The organism is Alteromonas marina (assembly GCF_000808575.1).
GTDB classification, from domain to species: domain Bacteria; phylum Pseudomonadota; class Gammaproteobacteria; order Enterobacterales; family Alteromonadaceae; genus Alteromonas; species Alteromonas marina_A.
The window spans coordinates 258,157-279,188 of record NZ_JWLW01000023.1 but is presented as its reverse complement, the minus strand read 5'-3'; the positions used below and the strand labels follow the sequence as shown (position 1 = coordinate 279,188).

Genomic DNA, 21,032 nt, shown 5'->3' with positions numbered 1-21,032 from the left:
TTCACCATGCACAACACTCGTTTTTTAAAATGGAATTGTTATGAAGCAATCTATCATTGCGCTTGCCGTATTCACTGCGTGCGCGCCCGTACACATTTACGCAAACACCATCGACTTGGCCGATAACACTTCGACAGAAGTGGTCACCGTTATTGGCACACCGCTTTCCCTTAGCACGCAAAATATCGAGCAAGAGTCTGTTAGTGCTACCAGCAATATTGACGCTGACTTCGGCGATCAGCTTGCCACATTACCTGGCGTGTCGATATCTCGAAACGGCCCGGTGACAGGGCTTATTCAGTATAGAGGACTTTATGGTGACAGAGTTGGCGTAAGCATTGATGGCGTCGATATAACTGGTGCCGGGCCAAACGCCATGGACTCGCCCCTTTCTCATGTACTGCCAGAACCAGGGCTGACTGCCACCCTTTACCGAGGAATTGTACCTGTAAGTGCAGGTGTGCAAACGTTAGGCGGAAAGCTTCGCATTCACTCTGATGCCTCAGCACTTTTTGACTTAAACACAGGCTTTAGCGGTAGCGTAAGTGCCAACGCAATATCTCCGGGGAGCGGTCAGCAATACCAAGGCAATGTGTTTTATAAGAGTGAGCAGGCATTTGTTAGCGGCGCCTTCACTCATCAGCAGCGCGACGAACAAGAGTCGGGAGATAACAGCGTTATACCAAACAGCCATTACCAAAGAAATGGCGGTAAGTTTAGGGCGGGCGTCGAGTGGGGCAATCACCAAGTCGATGTGAGTTATCAGCAACTTAATACTAACGAAAGCGGCACGCCTGCTTTAGCCATGGACATTGGTTTTATTGATGCTGCTTGGTATCGACTGGGCTATCGCTATAACGCAAACGATAGGGAGTTCTTCACGTTAAGCTGGTTTGGCAACAGTAACCAACATGCCATGGACAATTTCTCACAGCGCATGGTGATGTCTGCCGACATGGCGAGAAAGAATAATGCTGATGCTATTGCTCAAGGTGTAGATGCCACCTATGTAATGCCATTTTATGAAGGTGACCTCAAACTGGGTGCCTATCTGCACCACAGCAGGAATAACTCAACCATCACCAACCCTAATAACGGCATGTTCTTCGTTGATAACTTTACCAATGCAGAAAAAGACACGGCCAGTGTGTACACCGAATGGCAGCAAGATAAAGCATCTTTTTCAACAACAATTGGTACCCGATATACACGTGTTGACATGGATGCCGGGCTAGCTGGTTCTAATATGGTTATGATGAACCCTGCCATTGCCAAACTCGTTGATGATTTTAACGCCGCTGAGCGCGATAAAAGCTACAGCATGTTGGACGTTGCCGCCAGCACGCGATATCACGCCAGCGACAATGTCGATATTATCCTTGGGGTATCGCAGAAAAACCGTGCTCCTACTTACTACGAACGCTATACGTGGCTACCTCTTGGCATTTCTGGGGGCATGGCAGACGGGTTTAACTACATCGGTAACCTGACTTTAGACAACGAAACCGCACGCCAGATAGATGTGGGTATTGATTACCGTTTCAAAAGCTGGTCAGTTTCTCCTCGCCTCTTTTATCAGGACATTCAAGACTATATTACAGGCTCTCCCAGCACGAATATGGCGGCCAATATGGTCTCTACCATGATGGCAGGCACAATACCATTTCAATGGACTAATACAGACGCCGTAATCAAAGGAGCAGATTTGACTGTTTCGGGTAACCTGCTTGATAACGTGAGGCTTAACGCAGTAGCAAGTGTTCAGCACGGTAATCGCGACGATATCGACGATGCGTTGTTTCGTATTGCCCCCGAACAGCTAATCACCACCATTCAGTGGGATACACAGCTACTTAATGCGCCAATGGCGCTGCAACTAACGTCAGAATTGGCAGGAGCACAAAACCACGTTTCAGCGCTACAAAGTGAAAACACTACCGCTGGATATGGATTGGTGCATATTACGGGGCTTTTCACCTTTGTAGATAACGCACATTCAAACCTTCAGGTAACGGCAACCGTTCATAACCTGTTTGATAAACATTACGCCACACACACAGCCGGAATTAACCGCGTGATGAATACTGACGTTGCAGTAGGTGAGCGAGTACCCGCTGCGGGGCGAGAGTGGCATTTATCGCTGAGCTACAGGTTCTAACCGTTTAAAACTCAAACCCCAAAAGCCAAACGCAATATGTGGGTTCAGCCCTGAGTAAAAGCTAAAGGCAAAAGATAAACCAGTGGTCTGCCTCCGCTGGTTTATCTTCTCTTAATGTTTGATACACATGCCGTAAAGCCGCAGAGCTTAAACGCTAGAAATGAAAACTTGTGCTCTAACGTAAGTATTTTGAAGGTAAAGAACTGTGTCAGATTACAGCGGGAAATAAGGTTGAGAATGCCTGCCACAAGAGCCGCAGGGCCAACAGTGTCACCACTATCTTGAACGCCAGCATAAATTTTTCAGCTGGGACACGCTTTAATACTTTCAAGCCGATGAATGTGCCGAGCGCACCACTGGCAATCATAATAATGATAAGCCCCGCCCACTGGCCAAAAGAAAATCCTACAAAGGTAAAAACAAACGCTTTAAGGCCGTGTTGCAGTGTCATACAGCTGGCAAACGTGCCGGTTATCTGCATTTTGCTGTAATTGTTTCGATGGACAAATGCCGCAACCAAAGGCCCTGTAGCACCTACAAACATTGAAACCAACGTGGTTACTAACCCTGCCAATGTTCTACCCGCGGGGTTCATTTCTTGTGCTTTGGGTTTACTCCCCCACACCAGAAATAAAATAAATGCGGCAACCGCAAATTGAATAATAACCAACGGCAGCTGAACCACAACAAACGAGGCCAAAAAAGCGCCAACGATTGCGCCTAAAGAAAAATACTTCAGCATATTCCAGTCGATATGCCTTGCCGTCATCAGTGCACGATTTCCATTTGAACCAAGCTGAACTAACCCGTGAACTGGAATTAGCGCACTAATCGGCATAATACCGGCCATTACTGCCAGTAATAAGACCCCGCCACCAATACGCAGCGTTGCTGTCATCATCGACGTAAAGAAGGATGTAACAACAAGTACTACTGAAGATGATATCGACAGCGCATCATTGGCCGTTAACCAGCTATAAAATAACTCCAAGGGTCAAATTCCACTTTAATTCGTAACACAGTTTGCGTGGTTTTGGTGATCATTACACCGAAACACATCGTTTAAATATCATACAAGAGTCACGCCTAGCGCGTAAGGTTATTTATCATGCCGTCTATTAGTTATTTAAACAAAGCACTTCGGATAATACACGACAAGCAATGTACAAAAGGCGCTAAGCTTGTTGCCAGGCAACTTCTCCGCAATAGCGGGTTCACTGATAAAGATATTTATGAAGGTTTAAAGCAGGGCTCGATTATTCGCATTACCATATTTGAAGCCTAGGGTAGCGTTACACATTACATCTTATACCTTACATTTACCGCATGCCCCCCATCCGCATGGGTCTAATTTCTACACCTAAAAACCCATTGACTTTCTTCATTGTGCACAGGATACTCAGGTCATTAAATACTCACTAGCAGCACACTGTTTTTAATCACTATGCCTAAAAACACGAATACACATACTGCTTATTCAGCGTCTGCGCTGATTATTATTCTCGCTATTCTAAGGAATGGGCGGGTTAGCTAGTGCTTAAATAGAATTCACTAAACCCGCCGCAAAGGCGGGTTTTTTATTGGCTCGTCTTGCGGTAAAAATAACGGAACGACAGCCATGAACAATCCAATATCTAACGTGTTACAACAGTTGCATGACGCAGTAAACCGCGGCGATCAAGACGCCTTATCCCAATGTTATGCGAGCGATGCAACTGTGGTTGCTACCCCCATGTCTAATTCAACGCAAAACCAAGCCGCTGAAGAAAATGCCACGCAGCGCGACTGCGTTGATGCCCTGCTTAAATTTCAAAAGAAATTCATGCCCGATCATTTTGTTACAACCGGAGATGAACGGGTTATACAAGCCGGCGACGTAGCGCTAGTCGTCGCGAAGCTTTACCTTGTTCCTAAAGCAACACCCAACGCCCTACCCTGCGAGGGTAAGCGCGCCGTTTACGTTCTACAAAGGGATGCAAGTGGTGAATGGCGCTGTGTTATTGATAACTTTTTTGGTACTGACTTACTGGATTTTGCGTAGCTTTAAAAGTTGAGCCTGATGCCCATTAAATAATCTGAGCTTCAGCTTATCCGGCGATTAACGTCATTACGCCAATGGCGCTTTAAAACAGCGCTATTATCAGGCTCTTTGTAAACCTTAAATGTGATAATGTATCAATAAAACCCTTTGTGTGTTATATTATAACACTCAAAGCGTGTGGCAGGGTCTGTAGCGCTGTGAATTAAATAGCTAACAAATGCTTTGTAGCATCAAAAGTGCGAATTGCTATTTGCGCAAAGCTCAGCACAACCCCATCACCTATTGTTTCATTACTTCATCAAAAGCGAGCTGCTTTTTAAAAGATAGTGATGTAAGACGTTGTTAAGGTCTCATTCAGAGGTAATTTTGGCCAGTTTCAATTCTCACAATACGGTACTTCCCGATGTCACCACCGAGCAATCTACTGCGCAAGTTCCGGTTATTGATAAAGTTGGTATGCAGGGCATTGCCATACCCCTACACATCTTAGGTAAACGCGGTGAGCGCTTAGCCAGTAAGGCTACGGTTGATGTAACAGTAAGTTTAGATCACCCCAATGCTAAAGGCATTCACATGTCTCGTTTGTACAATCTGCTGCAGCGGTATTTGAGCAACCAAGACTTGCATAAGTCGGCGCTTGTATCGTTAATGAACTCGCTTATCGAGTCTCAAGGTGGGCTGAGCAACAGCGCCCAGCTTAATTTACACTTTGACCTCACCGTGTCACGCCCGGCGCTTATAAGTAAGATGTCAGGATATCAATCGTACCCTGCTTCACTTTGCGTAAGGCGTTCACCAACCGGTTATAAGGCACAGTTAAAGCTAACAGTACCGTACTCTAGTACTTGTCCTTGTTCCGCCTCACTTTCCCGCCAGGCGTTGTCAGATGCATTTATACAGCAATTCGAAGGAAAAGATTTATCCTTAGTAGAAATGGGGGCTTGGCTGGCTTCCAAACAAGCCAGCATAGCCACGGCGCATGCACAGCGTTCCTTTGCCGATATAACCCTAGATTTAAGCGACAACGAGATCCCCGATTTTATTGGCATCATAGACTTGGTAGAAAACGCGTTAGGCACACCGCTTCAAACCGCAGTTAAGCGTGAAGATGAACAGGCGTTTGCCAAGCGTAATGCTGAAAACCTAATGTTTGTAGAAGATTCGGTAAGGCGACTGCATGAAGCGTTAAGTACGTATTACCAAGCTACCTATTTTCGTGTAAAAGTAGAACATCAAGAAAGTCTGCATGCACACGACGCCATTGCTGAATTATCAGGCCCAGTTCATCGATAAATTCAGACATAATTTGGGTGTTGAAACCGGTAGGCAGAAGAAACAATAAAAGGAAAATAACATTGTTATCTCTTAACAAGCTCTCTTACATCAGCAAAGCAGCGTGCATAGGCGCTGCAGTATCAGCTATTGCGGCGTGCTCGTCTACGCCATCAACCCCGCTTGCTGGCGTAAAATCACACACTTTGTCAAATGCCGTGATATACCAAACCAGCAGCAAAGAGTACCCTGTTCTTTCAAGTTTTGTGTATGGCCAAGCTATTTCAGCGCTACCTACGCGTTTTGCTAATGGCGATGTTGTGGTGATGGATGTTGATGAAACCGTGCTAGACAATAGCACCTATCAAAAAGAACGAGAAAGTGCTGGCTTGGAATATTCTTCACAAAGCTGGGCCGAATGGGTAAAACGTGAAGAAGCCACACTGGTGCCTGGTGTAGCCGCTTTCATCGATGAAGTAGTTGCACGAAATGGAAAGGTGGCGCTTATTACGAATCGCAATAAAGCGCTTGATAGTCACACCTGGAATAACCTTTTGGCGCAAGGTTTGCCGCTTACCACGAGTAATACCTGTGTTGTTGGTCGCACTGCTGAAGACAAAGAAGCGGTAGGCCAAGAAGGTATAGTTAATGATAAAGACTTGCGCAGAATGCAGCTTACCCAGGGCAAGATCGCATGTTCGAATACGTCTAAAGACGCGACGTCTACGTGGGCTGTGCCTCACACTATTATCATGCAAATTGGCGACAACATCGAAGATGTGGGCGGCGTAACCCAAGAATCTGCCAACGTTGAGTTGCTCATGCCACGAGTGGGCACAGAGATTTTTATTCTGCCAAACCCCATGTACGGTTCTTGGTAAACCATTGATAAAGTAAAATCAACGAATGTCGCTTTCTATATGGAAAGCGCCGTTCGTTAAATTAGCGTTGTCACCGTTAATGCCATTTCCCAGCCCTGAATAGAGCTTTATTTCTACCACGTCCAGAAAGTAAGCGGATGTGCCCTGAGGGTCTTCATACAACCCGGTAGAAAACTCACCCGAGAACGTATACGCCTGCTGGATGTCTATTCCTCTAATACCGCCTTGCTCGTGGGTATTATTCAACGAAACAAACACAATTTGATTCGGTGGCGGGGGTGGGTAATGAATGCACGCGCCGAAATAAGGCACAATGAAGAACGCCGTTATTTCTCGCTGTGCATTGGCCTCTACAGGCACAATAAACCCGCTGAGTTCGACGTACTTGCCGTTAAATGTATCAACCGTATTCACTGAGATAAGCGCTTGCTGGTATTCATCGTCAAACGTGCGTCGAATAGACTGAAATACCTGTTCATGAAGGGGTAAATTCTGCTGAGGATTTTGAGTCGTTCGAGTCTTGCCCAACAGCGCCTTTTCGGCGTCAGGTAACAGCGCGTCCCACGATAAGGGTTGGAACTGTTGAACGGTAGTTAACCTGTGGCTGTCTTGATAAATCGCCGTGTTATTTTCAAAAAAACGCTCAATTACGCTAACAAGCTTACCGCTTAATTTTCCGCTCAGGCCAAGCCCCACCAGCGCGCCCAATGCAGTGAAAGCAACAAGAGAAGCCAGTAAACCATACGTGGCGCGCTTCATACATTATCCTAGCTTTTAACTTTCTAAAATTTTAACTTTACGGGTATAAGTTACCGGCACAGTCTTTGAAAGCATACAAGAGCACCAATTAGCACTGGATAACTACTTGGTGGCCTATGAAATGGCCATACAGTTTAAAACGCAAATTTCAGCACCTCATATTGCCGGGTTAATTGGGATCGTTTATTTAGAACTAACTAGATATGAAGACGCAAGAAACTATTTACTAGAAGCTTATGACTTTTCGAAAAAGAAAAACAATGCACTGATCCAAGGGCGCTTCGCCGAAAAAATTGCGCTAGTAGAATACGAATTATTAAACGCCGATAGCTCAGAAAAGTATTTCGACCAAGCCATAGAAATTGCCCAACGTAGTAAAGACACACCTTTACTAGCCCGCTCACTGCTAGGAAAAGGAAAAATGTTGCTACGCCTAGCAGACAAAGAAAAAAGTATTGAGGTTGTGCGCTCTTATTACGAAACGGCCCTTTTACTCGCCAGCAACTTAGATAACAAGGCCCTTTATTTTGACGCACTGCTTGCTCTCTCGAAGTTGGCGCTTTCCAATGGAGATATCGATATAGCCTTGACAATGTATTAATGGGGCGCTTAGGCGGAGAAGAGTTTTTATTTATTTTCGATAACGTTTCGTTAAAAGAGGCACTTGCATCCCTCGACGTGTTTCGCTGCTCATTAAAAGAAACCTCTCAAGATAAACTATCTAATGAAATTAAACTCACCTTTTCAGCAGGTTTAATGGCTATATCAACCTCGCAAAGCGTCACCTCTGTTTTGGAAAATACAGACATAGCACTCTACCAAGCCAAAGAGTATGGTAGAGGCAAAACCGTAATATTTAATTGTTTGTAATTTGAGACACGTCACTAGGAAAAATATACACATCTTTTCTCATTGCACCTTTCAATATATTTTCAGCTTTTTCGACAAAACAAAATTACCTCTTAAATTCAATAGCTTAAAAAAACAAAAAGCGAGAGATCACAATATGGCACAGATTACGCATACATTAGACTAACGGATAAACACAGAACGTAGTTTGTAGCTAGGAAAGCTTTAGCGACGGAGAGGCCAAATTACGTAGATGACAAATACTGAAGGCGACGACATTGGAAGTAAATGGAGAGGTCGCCAAGGACAAACGGAAACGTCGGTATTTGGAGTTAAGGGATGACTGTAGAAGATTCGTTAAACTGCTGGTCGATGATGAGGTTAGGTAAATGAAAACCTAATTAAACTCGCAGGAAGCATGGCTTTAGTTTCATAAGGATTGCAAACAAGCTCTGAGTACCTACATCGCAAGCACTGACAGTGATGTCTCGTGCAGCAAGGGACTGTTGACCCAATTTGGATTCGTTGAACGTACGTGTGTGTTGCTTCAGCGAGACCATTGTGAGGACACTGGTAATATCGTCGATGTTATTAGTGAGTTGTCACCCGACGACATTCCTCTCCCCTCAAAGGCCCATCCCGGCCTTTACATACCTCTGATTTTGGCCCGCCTTTGGCGGGCATTTTTTTATCCTCACTTGTGATAAAATATTATCGACCTTCGCCACCTACCTAAAGAGCTACCTGCGTGATATCGCCTCCAGCATCTTCTACTGTCTTTAAAGTGCTTTTTTGTGCGCTGCTCGCTACGTCTGTTGGTCAGAGTGTTATGTTAACCACCTTACCTTCTATGGGACGTCAGGCTGACCTGTCTGAGTTTCACATCGCCACAATTATGTCGAGTTCAGCGCTAATTTTTGCATTTGGCACCAATGTGTGGAGCAAAGTAGCAAAGCGCGCTGGGTTTAAGCGAATTCTGATGGTTGGACTAACTGGCTATAGCTTGGGAACATTTGCCTTTGCTAGCACTTGGATGGCAGGGTTTTCGGGCTTAATTAGCGGTACTAATTTGTTTCTGGCATTATTAATAAGTCGCAGTTTGCAATCCACTATAATGTCTGCAACGCCGCCCTCTGCCGTAGGTTACGCTGTCGCTATAAGTACTCCCCAGAACAGAGTGAGTGCCATTAGTAAAGTGACTTCAGCGAGTAATGTAGGTCAGATTTTCGGTCCAGCTTACGCAGGGTTATTGGTGGGGTTTGGCCTAATAGCTCCGCTGTACAGTATTGTTTTATTAACCTTGTTAGCACTGACGTTGGTGTATTTTAAGCTGCCAGTTTTACCCCCTTTATCTAAACAACAGACAGCTGTGCATAAAAGCGAAGACAACCAAGCTCCCACCAAAGTGCCTTATGTGTTTGTTGCTGCGTGTATTTGCGTGTTCTGCGCTATGGCAATGATGCAGCAGTCGCTAGGCTTCTTTTTTATCGATTTTTATCATTACTCGCCCGTTGAAGCCGCACGACAAGTAGGGTTTGCTATGATGGTCAGTGCCGGAGCGTCTCTTACTGCACAATTTGGATGGGTTCAAAGAGGACGCGTAAGTAAAGAGACTATGATTTCGCTGGCACTTCCAATATTGAGCCTAGCTTACTTGTTGCTCTTCCTTCAACATTCTTTGTTTGTACTTTATGGTGCGATGATATTGATGGGGCTAGGTATGGGCATGGCTTACCCATCATTAGCCGCAGCCGCAACAACCTATTGCGCGCCTTCTCAACAAGCGACTATTACCGGGTTAATTACGGCCACAACCGCCATGGGCTATGTTATAGGACCTCCACTCGCAGCAGTGATATACCAAGTTAACATTGCCTTGCCTTTCGCTGTAGCGTCAGTACTCATTGCCCTTACCACTTGTGTAGTTTACATAACACTGCAAAGAGCTAGCCGCCGCGAGTAAGATTTAAAGACCAATACTAAAAGCGTGCACCTGTCGTTTTATCGATGCTTTTCAAAGGTATTTAATTTTTTACTATTTATTTTTAAAAAAGCGGAACCTTTTAAGAATTCAGCTATCTTACCTAATACATAAAGTCGTTGAGTGTGCGTCTTTGTGGTGTGTAAATGTGTTTTCCAAGTTATGTTGTGGTTTTTTAAGGGGCTTTTTAGCCCCTTTTCTTTTACCGCTATTTTCCACATTAGTACCTTTCAACAACGGCATTTCAATCCACTTATCTAACAATTCGGCTCAACAATCGTAGTCAGTTGTCGTAATACCCTGCATTTAATCTAAAAAATAGAATTTAACAAACGTCATCGTTCCACCTTAATAAATGGTAATAAGAATCATTATTAAATAAACTTTAAGTACATTTTTAAGGAGAAGCCAATGCCTCAACCCCGCCAAGCGGTTGTTACGCAATCTGTTCGTATAACCCCTACTATGCAGCGAGTCTTTTTAGGTGGTGAAGACCTTCGCTCTTTTCCAGCAGTAACTGCGGGTGCTTATGTAAAGCTGATGTTCGATAAAAACGGAAACCCGCTTAACGAACCTACAGATATGGGCCAAGTGGCAATGCGCACTTATACGATTGCTCACTTTGATGCGAACAAACCTGAAATGGTTTTGGATATGGTTATTCACGCAGATAACGGAAAAACTGGGCCGGCTTCAGCGTGGGCGACCAGTGCTAAACCTGGCGACGTTATTACATTGGCGGGCCCAGGCTCTAGCAAAGGATTAAGCGAACATTACGACTGGGTATTGTTAGCAGGCGATATGACCGCTCTTCCTAGCATTAGAAATCACTTAGCGGCACTTCCCTCTCATGCCAAAGGCTATGCCGTGATCCGTATCGAAGACGAAAAAGACGCAGTGGTGTTAAAAAAACCTGAGGATATTGAGGTGATATGGGAGTTTGAAGACACCTTATCTAATCGCCTTTCTCAGCTTAATTGGCTAGAGGGTACACCCGCAGTTTGGGTAGCGTGTGAATTCTCTGATATGCGCACTATAAGAACATGGCTAAAAGATGACAAAGCCATAGCGCATAACAACATTTACATTAGTAGCTACTGGAAAAAAGGTCGTAGTGAAGATCAGCATAAAATAGAAAAACGGCAAGACAGCGAAGCCTTTGCAAAAACGTTAGCCTGACATAGCCTCAATGAGCCTGTAGTGTTTTCAAGCGTTTGTAAGATCTGCATAAAAAGTTTTGGGTTTACCATTAAAAAAATACAATAAAAGTAATTTTTTCAAGAAGATAAACTGCGGAACATCATTTGCTCTAAGTAAAATGACTGGCGAATATCAACGCCAGTTTTTCGACCAATTGTTTGGATAAGGAGAGCGAATTATGAACAGTGATCGTATTGAAGGTAATTGGAAAGAAATGAAAGGTAAAGTACAGCAGAAGTGGGGCAAACTTACCAATGACGACTTAGATGTTATCGACGGTCGCCGCGAAGAATTAGTAGGGAAAATTCAGCAAGAGTACGGCAAAACCCGTGATGAGGCTGAAAAAGAAGTAGACGAGTACTTCAACTAATATCTTAGATTTTCTTCAATGCTCGAACGAGAGAGTGCTTGTTAGCAAGCGTAGTGATTTGCTAATGCAAAATTAATAAGGACCGCAACTTTACGTTGCGGTCCTTTTTGTTTGTTCAGCCTATAAATGCAAAACGCTGATACTTTAGAAGACCGATTTCACCTAATTGCCACCCAAATTTAAGGAATGGCCTGAGAAATACATTACTCTTCTATATTCGGCTGAAGATTTTCACGTACTTCCCTTGCATCAAAACTAGTCGCTGATGAAGGGCGCGTACCTTTACCTAATTCAATGTTTAGAATGCTCTCAATCTCACTTTTTTGGGAACCACCCACAAACACACCGGTCTCAAATTGAGTAGTAGGGTGATAAGAAGTACGGCATGTCAGCACACCACAATCGGTAACTCTTGCGTACCGCTGGCTAAACCCAGCGGTAGGTGTGGTTTGAACCGTCTCTTTATCGACTAACGTTTCGCGATCGGTAACAACAAACCAGTCGTATCCTTCTAAAAGCGTAAGCTCAGCGGCACGCAGCATGGCGTAGTCCATAGCTTTAGCCTTATCTGTTCCTTTAGCTTTAAAATGCACACGGTATTGTATGTCACTCAGTTTGCTTTCGGTATAGCCAAAACCACCTTGCTTTGCTTGTCTATAGTCAGGTTGGCTTGCACAGCCCGCCATAATTATTACCGCAATTACTAACATAATCTTAGTTTTCATCATTTACTCCTTTGGCCTTATCAGATAGCCAAGTTGCTTCTATTGCGCTTTTTTCTTGCTCTCGGTTTAGTGGCGCCGATGCCATCATTTTATCTAACTCATCTTCCAGTGATTTGGCGCTAGTAGCCGTTTGATAATCACCTGCCATTTCGCCTACCTCATCCAATTTGCTAGCGGCAAGAAGCCATGTGCCTTGCTTGTCTTTACAAGCTATCATTACGCTTAGTTCATCTTGTGATGCTACTTCAGCTTGTCGGCAGTAATTGAATTCGGTGTTTAAAAAAGACAACTGTGGCGTTACCTTCACGCCGGAAACAAACGAGGTAGTTTCACCCGAAAGGTTTTCATCGAGCACAGACGAAACGTTAGCCCAATGAGAAGGTTGTACTGTTTCAGTCCCTTGTTGATTAAAAAATACTAAGCTTGCTAATACCGCTACACTCGCCGCTATTGCAAAAGGTCCTTTCCACTTTGTTTGCCCACCTAGCCCACTATTAGTTACGTCCACCTTCTTTGGAAACGGCTTAACATTTTCCGCAAAACTCTGATTTGACGAGCTTTCGCTAACTAAGCTCACGCCAGAGGCCTGTACTTCGCTTTCTTGGCTCAGCGGTTTTTCATCATTCAAAAGGGCTACAATTTCTTTAGGTAGCGCAACTGCAGTCGCCTTTTCTGCCGCCACTTTTACTACTCTGTCTACTTCTGCAAGTGCGGCGAGTCGGTCAGAAATGGATGCATCTTGTGCTATCGCTTCACGGACTGTGTCCATCTCTGCTGTGTTTAACTCTCCGTCTAAAAACGCAGAGAGTTTCTCGTCAGTTAAGATCACGATAGCACCTCTTTTGGCCCGTTTAATAAGTTTGATATCTTCACTCTTGCTCTGGCAAGGCGGCTCATGATGGTCCCTGCTGGCACCTGCAAAACTTCAGAAGCATCTGCGTAACTCATTCCCTGTACCGCCACTAAAGAAAGGGTTTCTCTTTGCTCATATGGTAGTTCGTCCATGGCACTGGAAACCTGTTTTAACGTTATCGCTTGCGTCACCGCCTCATCCATATTTAATTGATGTACAGACTGCGCTTCGTGAGAAAGAACATCGCAGGCATTAGCACGGACCTTCTTCGCTCTGTATTCGTCTATCCAACAGTTGCGGCACACTCTAAATGCCCAAGCCATTAATGTAACTTGCTCAGGAAGCGGTTTACTCAATAGCCGTTCAAGCGTGTTCTGAAGTAAATCATCAGCATCATGCATGTTACCCGTCAACGAATATGCAAACTTTCGCAATGACGGGACGAGTTCAGTCAACTCATCTTTCATTTTCATGTACCTTTGTGAGGTTTCCCGTTATCTCTACTCTGTTAACGAGCCACTTTTGTTTTTATTCCACGTACTAAGACCTATTTTTTTACTGCACTGCATAGCAGCGGTCTGTGAGCCATCTAGACAAGGCGAATGTTTAACAGTCTAAAAGGTCGCATTGGAATTTTTCTTCTGTCTAATCGTCACTACACTGTAAGGTAGTGGTAAATACCTGTTCGCCTTTAACGCACATTTAGAACAACGTTTGTGCACAATGGACCACAGGCTTCTAATAGAGGCTATGGCACAATTTATGCCATTCCTTCTTTAGGCACCGATCTGCCCCAACGTTAACGTAAAGGTAGTAAAATGAAGTACACACTCATTGTGGCTATTTTGAGTTTGATTGCGGCACCAATATCACAAGCCCAACTAGCAGGAACATTGAATCAAGTGGTGTCTCCTGTGCGTCCGATAATTGATCGAACCTCCTCCGACCTAAAGGCCATTCGCGAGGAAGCAAGACGAAAAGCGCAATCATCTATCGAAGGCACCAGAGACTTATCAATAGTGGCGTCGAGCGTACTAAGCGACATTCCTGCCCCCCAATTTATCGCTCCTGCAGCAACCACTATTTTATCGACTTCAGGCCAGGTAGTTGTTAATGAAGTAACGGTTGAAAATGGCTTTCTGGCTGTCGAAAAAGAGTGGCTATTCCTAGGGGAAGAAGCCGACAAAGTACACTTTCAGGGTGCCAATATTGAAATACAAAAAGCTCAGTTTTTACCCGCGCTCTCTCAGTGGCTTTTTAAAGTTAAAGTCACAGGAGATGAGGATGATGTGTCGTCTATTCGCAACAGTTTGCCCCATAATTTGCAGTCTCAAATTGGTCGAAATCATATTTATTTATCACAGACCAAGCCCACTTCGAACGGGTCTTTTCAAGAGATAAGCAGTGAAAAGCTGGAAACCTGTCCAACCCCACTGCGCATTGGAATGGTTGATACTCATGTAGCGTCCAATCACCCACTGCTCTCACACGTTAATTTAACGCAAGCGTCTTTTATTGTCGGTCATAATCAAGATCGAAATCAGGAGCAAGATGGCAATGCGGGCAGCGAAACTGACGTTGCCTTTTCGTCAGACCACGGTACCGCAGTAGCCAGCCTATTGGCGGCGTCGTTGCCTAAGTCTAGCCAGGTATTTAACGCCAGTGTGTTTTATTCGCGTAATAGCGTTAGCCAAGGCGCTACGCTAATGTCGTTAATTGAAGGTTTAAACTATCTTGCATCACAGCAGGTAGACGCCATAAACATGAGCCTTGCAGGTCCCGACAACCCTATTTTAGCACGGGTCATAAATCAACTGGATAAGAGCGGTATTCAAATCATTGCTGCGGTGGGCAACGAGGGACCAGCCTCTTTACCCTTGTACCCTGCGGCTTATCCTGAGACATTAGGCATTACGGCCGTTGATAAATCTAATGCAATTTACAGATGGGCAAACCAAGGGGATTACGTTGATTTTGCTGCGTTTGGCGTGTCGGTAGATGCCGCACATCCTGATGGAAAAACGATCAGGCAAACGGGAACCTCTATGGCTTCACCGCGCGCCACCGTTTTGTATGCATGCTTTTTGCGCGAAAAACAAGAAAGGAACGCTGCCTTGTTGAAACTTCAGCAGCTAGCTTTAGATGCAGGGGCTCCCGGACGAGACAGCGTATTCGGTTTTGGTGTGCTGCCTTAAATTAAGCGTGCTGTTCATTATAGAATTTATATTAACGCCCACTAAAAATGAACGTTAATGCCTAACTCAGCAATGGTTTCTTGATAATTTGCGCCATCGACACTAGAAGCAAAGTCTCCATATTGCGTAGACAGTTTAATATCAACATTGTTGTGAATGGCGTAATCGGCACTCATCTCAACAACGTGTCTGTCGTCTTCCCTGCCTATACCGCCATCTTGTTCTGAGGCGTAATCTCTTACATCTAATTGATAGGCAACCGTAAGCTTCAAGGGTTTACTAAATACCGCTAGAGGATAGGTGTACGCTAGATCCATCCCAATACCGGTGTAATCGAACACATTATTTTGGGCATCTTCATTTTGATACTTAAGTGCGATTTGGAAGAAGTCTTCCCCTTCGAAGAAGTAAAATAGGTCACTGCGCACAGCAGCTGCTTCACTATCTCGAATTGGTGCACCTTCAGGCGTGTTCTCGAACTGTTTATCGATAAGGTCGCTACTAACACGCAAGTAAGTGCGCTGCCCCAACAATTTTCCGACAGATAATCCAGATTGTTGATAGGTGAGGAAGTCACGTCCGTCTAGCTCAGCGCTAGCGTGATAGTAGTGCGCTCCTAGTTTGGCGAACTCAAACGCATAGCTGGTGCTAGCGGACAGTGTGGTAAGGCGAAGATCGAACTCGCTTAGCGTTTGATAGTTGGTATTCGTTTGACTTACCGACAGTACATTTTCCCATTTCGCTGTGGGCTTCACCAGCACCTTTAGCTGAGCTTCTGACTGTACCGCGCCGTCGGCCACACCTGAATTCGTATCGAGCTCGCTAACGCTCACATTGCTATCAGAGCGGTACCCTAAATAGCCAGACCCTGAGAATGAAATCGTTTGGTGTTTTGCGTTCGTATGATTCGCATCTTCATCATTGTGCGAGTGACTGCCAGAGTCCGCATATGCAGCGCTACTACCGAGTAGAACAGCTGCCACGGACAGCGATAGGCGTTTGCGGCCGCCACGAATAAGGTTGTTTGTTGTTGATGAGTGTTGAAGTATTTGCGTATTCATTATAGTTACCTACCACAGAGAAAGTGAAACTTTGCGATTTCTTTTTTGATGGAGAGACGTGAGATTTGACTTGAGGTGCTCGCTTTTAGGAATGCACGTTAGCGAGGCAATGTGTTCGCACCTGCAGCCTAGGCCTTAAATAGCGGCTTGCCTTTCTATTTAGACAAGCCGCACTCAGACTTTAAGGTGGCTATTTAACGTGCTTGCTCAAGGTTGCTCTACGCCCACCTAGTGGTTTAGGCCTTTATATTAAAGACCAAGCGCACCTGAAATACTTGAAGCTACGTTGTCGTTTACAGTGCTTGTTACGGCGCTTTCAACCGAACTTGCCACGGTATTATTTACGGTGCTTGCTACGGTGCTATCCACCGTATTTGCTACCGTGCCTTCTACCGTACCTTCTACCGTATTTCCTACCGTATTTGCGACTGTTGCTGACACAGTTTGCTCGACTGTATTTGAAACTGCACCTTCTACAGAGCTATTCAGCGTACTTGCTACCGTGCCTTCTACCGTTCCTTCTACCGTATTTCCTACCGTGTCAGTAATTGTTCCTTCGACAGCGGTGCCAACCGTTCCGGTTACAGAGCTGGTCACTGAGCTTGCTACGGTGCTGGCTGCTGTATTGGCTACGCCGCCGTTTACCGCACTTTCGATGGTGCCTGCAGCCGTGTTCGATAAGGTACTGCCTACTGCTGTTTCTGCAGTATTGTTTAGTGCACCACTTACACTGCCAGCTAGCGAACCTTCTGCGGTATTTTCCGCGCCATTGTTTGTTAGTGAACTGATTTGCTTCAATGCCAAGCTTGGCGCTGTCTGCGCTGTACTTTCTGCTTCACTTTCTGCTCCATCGACTTGTTCTGCATTTCCAGACGCTGATGACAGTACAGATAATGACCCAGACACACTACTTGTCAGTGCGCCTGCCATTGGCGAAGTTATCGAGTTCGCCATATCTGATGTTGCAGAAACTTGACTCACTCCCTGATCGACAGATAGATCGTTACTTGTTTGGTTTGCTGATAATTGTTCATCGGCTGAGCTCTCGGTGGACATTTGGCTCTGCGTAGATGCTTCGCCTTCGGCAGAAGTCTGCGTATTAACCTGATTTGCAGACTGTGTAGTTGCCCCGCTTGTTAGTGAAAGCGATGCAGAAGTCGACGCATTAGCTGATGTGTTAGCAGAGAACGTGGCTTCTTGAGCAAAGGCCGACGTTGATGCGATACCTAACGCTAGTGCAATTGCAGTGTTTAACTTTTTCATCCGGTTATCTCCGTTTTTCATAAAGGACACTGAGATAACGATTAGAGAAAACGATTTATTCCGCTGAAAATGATTTTTTTGAAGATAATTAAAAAAGCCCCGTAAAAACAGGGCCTTTTTATTATTTTTCCGAGGCAGTCATGCTCTTTTCCCACCAAGGAAGTGAGAAATCTATATTATCTGGGTCGTAAGTTTTAGCGTATTTCATTTTTACCGAGCTCCAAAACGCCGCTTTGAAAGCAGGGTCGTAAATAACAAACTCACCCTTTTCGCGATACTGTTCAAATAACTTTTGATAAGCACCTACAGGTGTTAACGGGTTATCCTGTTGAAAAACCACATCGCCGCCATAGGCCTCATAAAGCGCTTTAGATACTTTCCAACTTTTAGCCATGCCTTCGGCCATCGCAAGACGGTAACGCTCTAACTCGTCGTCTTGATAGGCGCCATTTTCATCTAAATCAACAGTCCATAATTTTATTACAGAATACGCAGATTGAATCTCACTTTCGTTGGGCTCTATGGCGTTTTTATCGGCAAAATCAGAAAGTACAGATTCAGTGATTTTATTACCAAGCGCACGTTGCGCCAAAATGTCGCGAACTTCTTTCTCTGATTTATCGGTCAAAATAGATTGAAAGCGGTCGACGTCAGCCTGTGATGGCTGAAGTTCAGAATTTGAAATAGTCTTGTTAAACAAACGAGCAATAATCTCGTTTGCGGCTTGCGGTGTATTAATCCCAAGCGAAACTACTATGGCTGCAAATAGCACCATAGGAATGACGTTCGAACGAGTCACTTTGTATGCTTCCCTAAGTTCCAATAATTAGCATAAGCACAAGACACATTCATTTATTATTGTAAGAATTTTCCGTTGTCTTGCGAAATGACATCTATAAGGCTTAATACTTTAGATTAGTTTTGATTAAAATTCCACTTTCTTACGCATGGATTTTTTAGCACCTTGTTGTTTTTTTACATCTACACGACGTGCTTTTGCCGCACGGCTCACCTTTGTTTTTATGCGCGGTTTTTGTTCAATTGTCGCAGCCTTTATCCACGCAACAAGTCGCGCTAGCGCATCTTCTCTGTTTTGCTCTTGCGTTCGATAATTTTGCGCTTTAAGCACAAAAACACCGTCGTTGGTAACGCGACTATCTTTAAGCTGAAGTAGCTTTTCTTTCAACTTTTCAGGCAGCGATGATCCATTTATGTCGAAGCGTAAATGTATGGCGCTACTTACTTTATTCACATTCTGCCCACCGCTACCTTGTGCTCGAATAGCTTGCAATTCAGCTTCGCTTTCATCTATCGCGATAGAAGGGGTTATTATTAATTCCATCTCAAATCCTAATACGTCATGGCGTAACCACGTTAACGTTGCAGCACTAGCGGCCCTACATCTATAGGTCACTATCATTACTGCTTACTTGACCATTTTTGCGTTAACCGATAGGTTGTTTTTTATCCTTATTTTGGACATAAAACATGATCATCGCATTGCTCATCATTATTTGTATCGTTGTAGCGCTTATTTGGTTTACCGCCAAAATGGACAGCAATATCGAAGCTTCATTCACACCATCAGGAAAACTTACGCCTGTTGATGGTGGAATTATTCACTGGCAAAAGCAAGGAAACGGTCCGGCGCTTGTGCTGATTCATGGTTTACTTGGCAATAGTAACAATTTTAGCGAATTAGCAAAAACCCTCGCTTCCCGCTACACGGTATATACCGCTGATCGTCCAGGCAGCGGATTTTCGAGCCGCTATAAAAGCACATCCGCCAGCTTCGAACAGCAAAGTAAAATGATACTCGAGTGGATGCAAAAAGAGGGAATAGGTAGTGCGAGCATCGCTGGGCATTCAATGGGAGGAGGAATTGCACTGAGGATGGCAATCGATGCACCTGACAAAATAAAATCGGTTTCGCTTCTATGCCCGTTAACTACACCACTAAAAGGAGGTGCCGGGCCTCTTTCGGTGCTTTACATACCCAATGAATGGGTACGCAGCAGTGTTGCAAAAACCATTGCCAGTCCACTGCGTGCAAAGTTAGGTAGAAAACAAGTCGCACAAATTTTTCACCCCGAACCTGTCCCCCCGTCCTTTTCAACTGAAGGCGGTGGTTTATTAGCGCTCCACTCTCGAAGCTTTTATGAAGGTAGCAGAGATACAGTATCTGCGCAGGGCAGTCTGCACCGTCAGAAAACTCGTTATGAAGAGATTCAATGCCCTGTTGGGGTATTGTATGGTGAAAAAGATACTATCTTGAGGCCCGATGAGCACATCACCGCGGTAACAAAGGCAATAGGAAGTGCGGTACACAAAATTATTTCTGGCGCTGGCCACATGATCCCCGTTACTCAGGTGCAAGCGTGCGCCGACTTTATAATATCGATTGACGAAAGTGCTTAAGTAAGTGACTTAGTGAAGCCTTGCACCTGCCTTTTCAACGTGCTCTTTATGAGAAAACTCAACAACGGCGAGTGTGCGCTCTCGACCATAAGTCGACTGCTTTAGTTTGCGAAGCTGATCGGCGACTCTCTCAATGCCGTCATACGCTTTGCACATTTCAAAAGGGGTCGCGCCCAGCGTTATATTGTAACTGCTAAACCACGCCTTCATTTGCTCACTGTCCCCATCTGACAATGAAATGAGTAAATGATACATACGAATAAAAGCGAGCTGCTTTCTGTACTCTGATGTGCCACTCTCAAAACCAAGTAGCGTAGTCTGCGCCAAAGAAGATGGAGAAATACCCAATATTTCAGAAGCTTGCTTGATATTTAAACCGAGTTCTTGGTATGCCCATGTGAAGGCTTTCGTAACAACGCTGGTAGGAAATAGTGATCTATTCATAATATCGCCTCTTTTTATCAAGCAGTTTTGACGAGATGTTCTAACTCTTCATAAATTACATTGCGAAATACATACCAAGTCTATCGAGCTTACGAGTTTGAGATGGTCATTTCGATGCTACTTTCTCTACGTGTAATGAAATGCTTTCTAAGTCAATATTAAAGCCGTGTCCTACCAACCACTCGACTGCATTTTCAATGAGCTCAACAAATGTGAATTCGATATTAAGCCCTTTGTATGTGCGTTTGAGCTGAGCTTTGGTCGTTGCTTTAGCCGTTGAATCACCTAATACAACCGCTATGTGAGTTAAACCCAATGGTTGCATTGCCGCCGTACGTTCACGAAGTTGTAACTCTGCATCAGGGATCAAAAGGGACTCTCCAGTAACGCAAACAATGTTACACCATACTTTCCCAAACAACGCTTCTGCGTTAATGCGATATTCGTTAGCAAAGCTTTTTACACACTCGTTATTCCAAGGCCCGTAGGCTTGTGTAACTACCGCATCACCACATCTCGTTACAATAAACTCACCGTGAGCGTACCTCATACAACCACCTAA

At 44.6% G+C, this 21,032-nt stretch carries 23 protein-coding genes; 12 read left to right on the top strand and 11 right to left on the bottom strand.

The annotated features are described in order from the left end of the window. The first annotated feature begins 40 nt into the window (after positions 1–40). Positions 41–2,158, top strand: coding sequence for a TonB-dependent receptor plug domain-containing protein (locus tag RJ41_RS13500; RefSeq protein ID WP_039221702.1), 2,118 nt, complete (start codon positions 41–43; stop codon positions 2,156–2,158). Positions 2,159–2,366: 208 nt separating this feature from the next. Here RJ41_RS13500 and RJ41_RS13495 read toward each other — a convergent pair whose 3' ends face one another. After that, the gene (locus RJ41_RS13495; RefSeq protein WP_039221699.1) at positions 2,367–3,149 is read right to left on the bottom strand and encodes a sulfite exporter TauE/SafE family protein; all 783 of its coding nucleotides are present in this window, start codon (positions 3,147–3,149) and stop codon (positions 2,367–2,369) included. Between the two features lie 117 nt (positions 3,150–3,266). Here RJ41_RS13495 and RJ41_RS19190 point away from each other — a divergent pair, with 117 nt between their 5' ends. From RJ41_RS19190 to RJ41_RS13480, 4 genes are all read left to right on the top strand, one after another. Continuing rightward, positions 3,267–3,443, top strand: coding sequence for a hypothetical protein (locus RJ41_RS19190; protein WP_167334070.1), 177 nt, complete (start codon positions 3,267–3,269; stop codon positions 3,441–3,443). 333 nt (positions 3,444–3,776) lie between these two features. Further along, a complete protein-coding gene (locus RJ41_RS13490; protein WP_039221696.1) occupies positions 3,777–4,199 on the top strand; it encodes a YybH family protein in 423 nt (140 codons plus the stop codon). A 366-nt stretch (positions 4,200–4,565) separates the two neighbouring features. Beyond that, complete coding sequence (gene folE2 / locus RJ41_RS13485; protein ID WP_039221694.1) at positions 4,566–5,492, top strand: GTP cyclohydrolase FolE2; 927 nt, start codon at positions 4,566–4,568, stop codon at positions 5,490–5,492. Positions 5,493–5,554: 62 nt separating this feature from the next. Then, positions 5,555–6,352 (top strand): 5'-nucleotidase, lipoprotein e(P4) family, encoded by a 798-nt coding sequence (locus RJ41_RS13480; RefSeq protein ID WP_039221692.1) that lies wholly within the window; start codon positions 5,555–5,557, stop codon positions 6,350–6,352. A gap of 18 nt (positions 6,353–6,370) precedes the next feature. Here the strand turns inward: RJ41_RS13480 and RJ41_RS13475 are convergent, their stop codons facing one another. Beyond that, positions 6,371–7,111, bottom strand: a complete 741-nt coding sequence (locus RJ41_RS13475) for a DUF3299 domain-containing protein (RefSeq protein WP_039221689.1) — start codon at positions 7,109–7,111, stop codon at positions 6,371–6,373. A 121-nt stretch (positions 7,112–7,232) separates the two neighbouring features. On the opposite strand from RJ41_RS13475, the gene RJ41_RS13470 reads away from it, so the two are divergent. From RJ41_RS13470 to RJ41_RS13445, 5 genes are all read left to right on the top strand, one after another. Continuing rightward, the gene (locus RJ41_RS13470; protein ID WP_156964781.1) at positions 7,233–7,712 is read left to right on the top strand and encodes a tetratricopeptide repeat protein; all 480 of its coding nucleotides are present in this window, start codon (positions 7,233–7,235) and stop codon (positions 7,710–7,712) included. Next, entirely contained in the window at positions 7,712–7,981 is a 270-nt protein-coding gene (locus tag RJ41_RS19585; protein ID WP_039221683.1) for a GGDEF domain-containing protein, read from the top strand. Before RJ41_RS13470 ends, RJ41_RS19585 begins: the two co-directional genes overlap by 1 nt. A 778-nt stretch (positions 7,982–8,759) precedes the next feature. Then, positions 8,760–9,923 carry an MFS transporter gene (locus RJ41_RS13460; RefSeq protein WP_338024998.1) on the top strand — a complete coding sequence of 388 codons (1,164 nt, stop codon included), beginning with the start codon at positions 8,760–8,762 and terminating at the stop codon, positions 9,921–9,923. A gap of 429 nt (positions 9,924–10,352) precedes the next feature. Further along, entirely contained in the window at positions 10,353–11,120 is a 768-nt protein-coding gene (locus RJ41_RS13450; protein WP_039221677.1) for a siderophore-interacting protein, read from the top strand. Between the two features lie 199 nt (positions 11,121–11,319). Then, positions 11,320–11,511 (top strand): CsbD family protein, encoded by a 192-nt coding sequence (locus RJ41_RS13445; RefSeq protein WP_039221675.1) that lies wholly within the window; start codon positions 11,320–11,322, stop codon positions 11,509–11,511. A 203-nt stretch (positions 11,512–11,714) separates the two neighbouring features. On the opposite strand, the gene RJ41_RS13440 is transcribed toward RJ41_RS13445, so the two are convergent. From RJ41_RS13440 to RJ41_RS13430, 3 genes are read right to left on the bottom strand one after another with little or no spacing between them, the layout of a single operon-like run. Next, on the bottom strand, positions 11,715–12,236 hold the full coding sequence (locus tag RJ41_RS13440) for a CC0125/CC1285 family lipoprotein (protein WP_039221673.1): 522 nt from the start codon (positions 12,234–12,236) through the stop codon (positions 11,715–11,717). After that, a complete protein-coding gene (locus RJ41_RS13435) occupies positions 12,226–13,065 on the bottom strand; it encodes a hypothetical protein (RefSeq protein WP_039221671.1) in 840 nt (279 codons plus the stop codon). The genes RJ41_RS13440 and RJ41_RS13435 overlap by 11 nt, the downstream gene beginning before the upstream one ends. After that, positions 13,062–13,556, bottom strand: coding sequence for an RNA polymerase sigma factor (locus RJ41_RS13430; protein ID WP_039221670.1), 495 nt, complete (start codon positions 13,554–13,556; stop codon positions 13,062–13,064). Before RJ41_RS13430 ends, RJ41_RS13435 begins: the two co-directional genes overlap by 4 nt. 351 nt (positions 13,557–13,907) lie before the next feature. Here RJ41_RS13430 and RJ41_RS13425 point away from each other — a divergent pair, with 351 nt between their 5' ends. Further along, positions 13,908–15,284, top strand: a complete 1,377-nt coding sequence (locus RJ41_RS13425) for a S8 family serine peptidase (RefSeq protein ID WP_039221668.1) — start codon at positions 13,908–13,910, stop codon at positions 15,282–15,284. 41 nt (positions 15,285–15,325) lie between these two features. On the opposite strand, the gene RJ41_RS13420 is transcribed toward RJ41_RS13425, so the two are convergent. The 4 genes from RJ41_RS13420 to arfB all read right to left on the bottom strand — a co-directional run bounded on the left by RJ41_RS13420 (position 15,326) and on the right by arfB (position 18,950). Next, positions 15,326–16,345 carry an outer membrane beta-barrel protein gene (locus RJ41_RS13420; protein ID WP_039221665.1) on the bottom strand — a complete coding sequence of 340 codons (1,020 nt, stop codon included), beginning with the start codon at positions 16,343–16,345 and terminating at the stop codon, positions 15,326–15,328. Between the two features lie 249 nt (positions 16,346–16,594). Beyond that, the gene (locus tag RJ41_RS13415) at positions 16,595–17,608 is read right to left on the bottom strand and encodes a hypothetical protein (protein ID WP_039221662.1); all 1,014 of its coding nucleotides are present in this window, start codon (positions 17,606–17,608) and stop codon (positions 16,595–16,597) included. Positions 17,609–17,729: 121 nt separating this feature from the next. Continuing rightward, complete coding sequence (locus tag RJ41_RS13410) at positions 17,730–18,407, bottom strand: hypothetical protein (protein ID WP_039221659.1); 678 nt, start codon at positions 18,405–18,407, stop codon at positions 17,730–17,732. A gap of 126 nt (positions 18,408–18,533) precedes the next feature. Next, on the bottom strand, positions 18,534–18,950 hold the full coding sequence (gene arfB, locus RJ41_RS13405) for an alternative ribosome rescue aminoacyl-tRNA hydrolase ArfB (protein WP_014951185.1): 417 nt from the start codon (positions 18,948–18,950) through the stop codon (positions 18,534–18,536). A 146-nt stretch (positions 18,951–19,096) separates the two neighbouring features. On the opposite strand from arfB, the gene RJ41_RS13400 reads away from it, so the two are divergent. Further along, positions 19,097–20,026, top strand: a complete 930-nt coding sequence (locus RJ41_RS13400; RefSeq protein ID WP_039221654.1) for an alpha/beta fold hydrolase — start codon at positions 19,097–19,099, stop codon at positions 20,024–20,026. A gap of 9 nt (positions 20,027–20,035) precedes the next feature. Here the strand turns inward: RJ41_RS13400 and RJ41_RS13395 are convergent, their stop codons facing one another. Both RJ41_RS13395 and RJ41_RS13390 read right to left on the bottom strand, forming a co-directional pair. After that, entirely contained in the window at positions 20,036–20,470 is a 435-nt protein-coding gene (locus RJ41_RS13395; RefSeq protein ID WP_014951187.1) for a hypothetical protein, read from the bottom strand. A gap of 106 nt (positions 20,471–20,576) precedes the next feature. After that, positions 20,577–21,020 carry a hypothetical protein gene (locus RJ41_RS13390; RefSeq protein ID WP_039221651.1) on the bottom strand — a complete coding sequence of 148 codons (444 nt, stop codon included), beginning with the start codon at positions 21,018–21,020 and terminating at the stop codon, positions 20,577–20,579. Positions 21,021–21,032: the final 12 nt, after the last annotated feature.